This window comes from Halobacillus sp. (assembly GCF_049282395.1).
GTDB lineage: Bacteria > Bacillota > Bacilli > Bacillales > Halobacillaceae > Halobacillus.
In genome coordinates this window covers 1-4,529 of sequence record NZ_JBAPTY010000094.1, presented here as the reverse complement: position 1 = coordinate 4,529, position 4,529 = coordinate 1, and the positions used below count along the sequence as shown (strand labels likewise).

The following is a 4,529-nucleotide window of genomic DNA, read 5'->3' as shown; positions in this document are numbered from 1 at the left end:
GAAGACATCCTTAATGGCTCAAACACGACATTTTCTGCCTGCCACAGACTCTCACACTGAAAAAGACAACTATAATTCTTATTAACTATTATAGCATATTCTGAGTTTTTATCGAAGAACAGAAGCTTAGGTCTTAAGCAATTTTTATACTTTCCATACAGGAACGCGTTCTATGTCAGCCATGAAGTGAAAGACGCACTGGACTAGCTTTACAGTTTCTAAAATTAGAAAATTAAAACAAGCTGCCGGTATAACCGGCAGCTTGTTTATCTGATCTTAAGAGCTCATTAAATTCTCAGCGTGTTTGACTACGTTATCTACAGTGAAACCAAAGTTTTCGATAATAGTATCACCCGGGGCTGAAGCTCCAAAGCGGTCGATGCCGAGCACCGTACCGTCAAGACCTACGTAACGTTCCCAGCCAAATGATGCAGCCATCTCTACAGCTAAACGCTTACGAACGCTGGAAGGAAGGATGCTCTCTTGATATTCTCTGCTTTGAGCATTAAAGCGATCGAAAGATGGAATACTCACGACGCGAACGTCATAACCTTTTTTCTTAAGTTCATCTTGCGCTTTTACAATCAACTGAACTTCAGATCCAGAAGCCAATAGAATAGCATCTGGCTCTTCCTTATCAGAATCACTTAAAATATATGCACCGTGTTTAACACCTTCATAAGCGTTTTCTGCTGTGCCTTTAAGAGTTGGAAGACCCTGACGAGTTAATACTAATGCATTTGGAGTGGTATTAGATTCCAGAGCCAACTGCCATGCAGCACTGGTTTCATTTCCATCAGCAGGTCGAATTACAGATAAATTTGGCATGGCACGAAGAGAAGGTAATTGCTCAATTGGCTCATGAGTCGGTCCATCTTCTCCAACAGCTACAGAATCGTGCGTAAAGACATAGTTTACCGGAAGATTCATTAGTGCAGATAGACGCAAGGCTGGTCTCAAGTAATCACTGAATACAAAGAAAGTTCCGCCATAAACTTTAAGTCCGCCATGTAAGGCCATACCATTTAAAGCTGCAGCCATTGCGAATTCTCTTACGCCAAACCAAATATTACGGCCGGCATAGTTATTACGAGAGAAGTCTTCTTCTTCTTTGACACTTGTTTTGTTTGAACCTGCCAAGTCTGAGCTGCCTCCAAAGAAATATGGAACTTTCGCAGAAAGAGCATTAATAACATCACCTGAAGCAGCACGAGTTGCCGGACTGTCTTCACCAACTTGATAGGTTGGAAGTTCGTGCTTCCATCCTTCAGGGAGTTCTCCTTTAATAGCCGCTTCAAGTTCAGCAGCCAGCTCAGGATAGCTTTCTTTATACTGTTTCATAAGTTCATTCCAGGATTGTTCTTTCTCTTCTCCGTTTTGTTGAACTTTTTCATTGAAATCCTGATATACTTCTTCTGGAACATGAAATAGCTCTTCATGCTCCCACTCATAATGAGCTTTCGCTGCAGTCACTTCTTCTTCTCCAAGTGGAGCCCCGTGAGAAGCAGACTTCCCAGATTTATTTGGTGAACCATAGCCAATTACTGTTTTAACTTCGATCATTGTCGGCTGATCTGTATTTTGCTTGGCTTCTTTGATCGCCTTTGCAATTTCTTCGGTATCTGTTCCATCCTCGACACGAATAACTTGCCAGCCATAAGCTTCATAGCGTTTCTCAACGCTTTCACTAAAGGAGCGGTCTAAATCTCCATCTAAGGAAATGTCATTAGAGTCATACAAAACGACTAATTTGCCAAGTCCAAGGTGACCGGCTAAAGAAGCAGTTTCTTGAGAAACACCTTCCATTAGATCGCCATCACCACAAATAGCAAAAGTATAGTGATCCACTACGTTATAATTGTCGCGATTGTACTTAGCGCCTAAATGTGCTTCAGCCATTGCCATACCGGTAGCCATGGACAAACCTTGACCAAGCGGGCCTGTAGTTGCTTCCACACCATCTGTGTGTCCGTATTCAGGATGCCCTGGAGTTTTAGAATCCCACTGACGGAAAGATTTAAGATCGTCGATCGTCACATTGTATCCTGATAAATGCAGGAGGCTATATAAAAGCATAGATCCGTGTCCCGCTGATAGTACGAAGCGGTCGCGGTTAAACCAGTCAGAGTTTTTAGGATTGTGATCCATAAATTTTGTCCAAAGGGTGTACGCCATAGGAGCTGCCCCCATCGGCATTCCTGGATGACCGGAGTTTGCTTTTTCAACGGCATCAATTGTGAGTGTTCGGATTGTATTGATTGAAGTTTGTTCAAGGCTGTTTGCCATAATCGCCATTCCCCTTTCTCTTTCGAAAATATGTACAAGTATAATCCTATAATGAATTTAGGTTTGAAACAAGCACGGGGGCAATATTTCAAGAAAAACCCAGCCCTTAAAAATTATTTTTCCCTGAAAAGGGTTTCTTAAACAAAATAAATCCGTACATATGCTGTACGGATTTATCAATCAGTTTTTCTTCTCATTTTCCTGCATTTCTCTTAATTTCTTAGGTGTAACATCTTTTCCTTCAGGATCAATAACAGTTACACCTTTTAACTGGTTCTTAAAGGATTTACGAACATTTTTCAGGTATTCCTGTCTTAACTCCTGTTGTTCTTCTTTTTCCTTGGCAGTTAATTCTTCTTGCTTTGATTTATTAGCCAGTTCATTTATACGATCAATCTTTTCTTTAGATAACATAGATCATACCCCTTTATATTTATATTGAGATTAACAGGATCGATTCATGTATGAACAAGAAAAAGACAAGAGGCCACTTGACCCTTGTCATTTATTTAATCGTAACCTTTATCTTCTTTTTTTTCAAGTAATACGTGCTCCTGATATCTTCGATGGACTGTTGCCTTTGATACATCATATCCAAGTCCACGAAGAGTGGCGGCTATATCTTTAAATGACAGCTTGTTTTGACGTAAACGAACAACCTCGTGTATGGGAAATTCAATCCTTTCGCGTCCAGGAGCCAAGTGCTGATTTGATAGATTAGCTGCAGGATTATAACCTTCCTCGACCGCCTTCCTCATTCCTCTGCGGATCTTCATGTTATGTATTTTCCGCTGATACTCTTCTACGATACCCACTATCTGAAGAACCATAGAGTCAGATTCGGCTATCTCCAGTTCTCCTTCATGGGAAAGTGAATAGATTTGAACGTCTAACTTATTTAATTGATGAAATAATGCAATTTTGGTGTTTCCTCGTCCAAGCCGTGTTTCATCTTGTATTAATAAGGCGTCCGCTTCCCTACTGGAAAAGTATTCAAGCAAGCGGAAAATTCCTTCCCGTTCGATTTCATACCCGCTTGCTTGTTCCTCTATACAATCCACAACTTCCATATTATGTTGTGTGGCCATCTGGTTTAATTCATTTCTTTGTCTTTTCAATGAAGAAACTTGCGCTTCTTTTTCTGTACTTACGCGACAATATAGGATAACTCTCATGATGTTCGGCCCTTTCTATTAAGTGTTCTCATTCATCATATAATAGATTATCCAATGGAGACCATTGAAAAGTAAAGAAAGGCTAAACTTGCGATAAACAGTACAAGGTACGTAATATCAAGCTTTGACAGTTTGTTGAACATGATTAGACCCTCCAATTTTAGGAACGAACGTTCTTAAGAACTAATGTTCGCTTTTATAACACCAATTATATACGAACAATAGTTCTTGTCAACCGGTTTTTTCGAACGCTTGTTTGTATTATTTAAGTAAGCATGGTACAATGTGGTTACTATAAATCCTATGTACGAGGTGTAAATCTATGAGTAAACTTTCAAAGAGACAACAAGAAATATTAGATTTTATTAAAGAGCAAGTCATTATGAAAGGCTATCCGCCTTCGGTCCGTGAGATCGGCCAATCCGTTGGCCTGGCATCCAGTTCAACTGTGCACGGGCACCTGTCACGTTTAGAAAAAAAGGGGTACATTCGAAGAGATCCTACTAAACCAAGAGCTATTGAAGTGATAGAGTTAGAGGAAGATCACAGTATCCCGAGAAGTGAAGCCTCCTATGCACCTGTCATAGGTAAAGTAACAGCCGGTTCTCCGATTACCGCAGTAGAGAATATTGAAGAATACGTGCCCCTTCCGGACTCTTTAGCCGGTACGGACGACAATACGTTTGTACTTGTGGTTCAAGGTGAAAGTATGATTGAGGCTGGTATTCTGGATGGTGACATGGTAATTGTTAGACAACAGCAGACTGCGCAAAACGGCGACATTGTCGTTGCCATGACTGAGGATGAGGAAGCTACCGTTAAGCGCTTTTTCAAAGAAAGAAACCATATCCGCCTGCAGCCTGAAAATGCTACTATGGAGCCTATTATTCTAAATGACGTATCTATTCTAGGACGAGTAGTAGGTCTGTATCGTACGGTTCATTAATTAAATATTAAGGGCAGCTCTTAAGAGCTGCCCTTTTTTTGGTGTGCCCGGCATGGGTATAAACTATAGGGTTCAAGTCCCGATCGGCGAAGGTCGTTGTAGCCGTTAGTCAAAGGCAAGGG

The 4,529-nt window shown here is 40.8% G+C and carries 4 protein-coding genes; 1 reads left to right on the top strand and 3 read right to left on the bottom strand.

Annotation, left to right across the window (positions count from 1 at the left end):
• Positions 1 to 276: 276 nt before the first annotated feature.
• From tkt to WAM07_RS04595, 3 genes are all read right to left on the bottom strand, one after another.
• Complete coding sequence (gene tkt / locus WAM07_RS04605) at positions 277 to 2,286, bottom strand: transketolase (RefSeq protein WP_422165173.1); 2,010 nt, start codon at positions 2,284 to 2,286, stop codon at positions 277 to 279.
• A 180-nt stretch (positions 2,287 to 2,466) separates the two neighbouring features.
• Complete coding sequence (locus WAM07_RS04600; protein WP_014643373.1) at positions 2,467 to 2,700, bottom strand: DUF896 domain-containing protein; 234 nt, start codon at positions 2,698 to 2,700, stop codon at positions 2,467 to 2,469.
• A 95-nt stretch (positions 2,701 to 2,795) separates the two neighbouring features.
• Positions 2,796 to 3,461, bottom strand: coding sequence for a YneB family resolvase-like protein (locus WAM07_RS04595; protein ID WP_422165171.1), 666 nt, complete (start codon positions 3,459 to 3,461; stop codon positions 2,796 to 2,798).
• A 322-nt stretch (positions 3,462 to 3,783) separates the two neighbouring features.
• Here WAM07_RS04595 and lexA point away from each other — a divergent pair, with 322 nt between their 5' ends.
• A complete protein-coding gene (gene lexA, locus WAM07_RS04590; RefSeq protein WP_422165169.1) occupies positions 3,784 to 4,407 on the top strand; it encodes a transcriptional repressor LexA in 624 nt (207 codons plus the stop codon).
• The last annotated feature ends 122 nt before the right edge of the window (positions 4,408 to 4,529 follow it).

Coding starts and splice junctions, on each gene's coding strand:
- lexA (WP_422165169.1), top strand. CDS start 3,784: ATGAGTAAACTTTCAAAGAGACAACAAGAAATATTAGATTTTATTAAA.
- WAM07_RS04600 (WP_014643373.1), bottom strand. CDS start 2,700: ATGTTATCTAAAGAAAAGATTGATCGTATAAATGAACTGGCTAATAAA.
- WAM07_RS04595 (WP_422165171.1), bottom strand. CDS start 3,461: ATGAGAGTTATCCTATATTGTCGCGTAAGTACAGAAAAAGAAGCGCAA.
- tkt (WP_422165173.1), bottom strand. CDS start 2,286: ATGGCAAACAGCCTTGAACAAACTTCAATCAATACAATCCGAACACTC.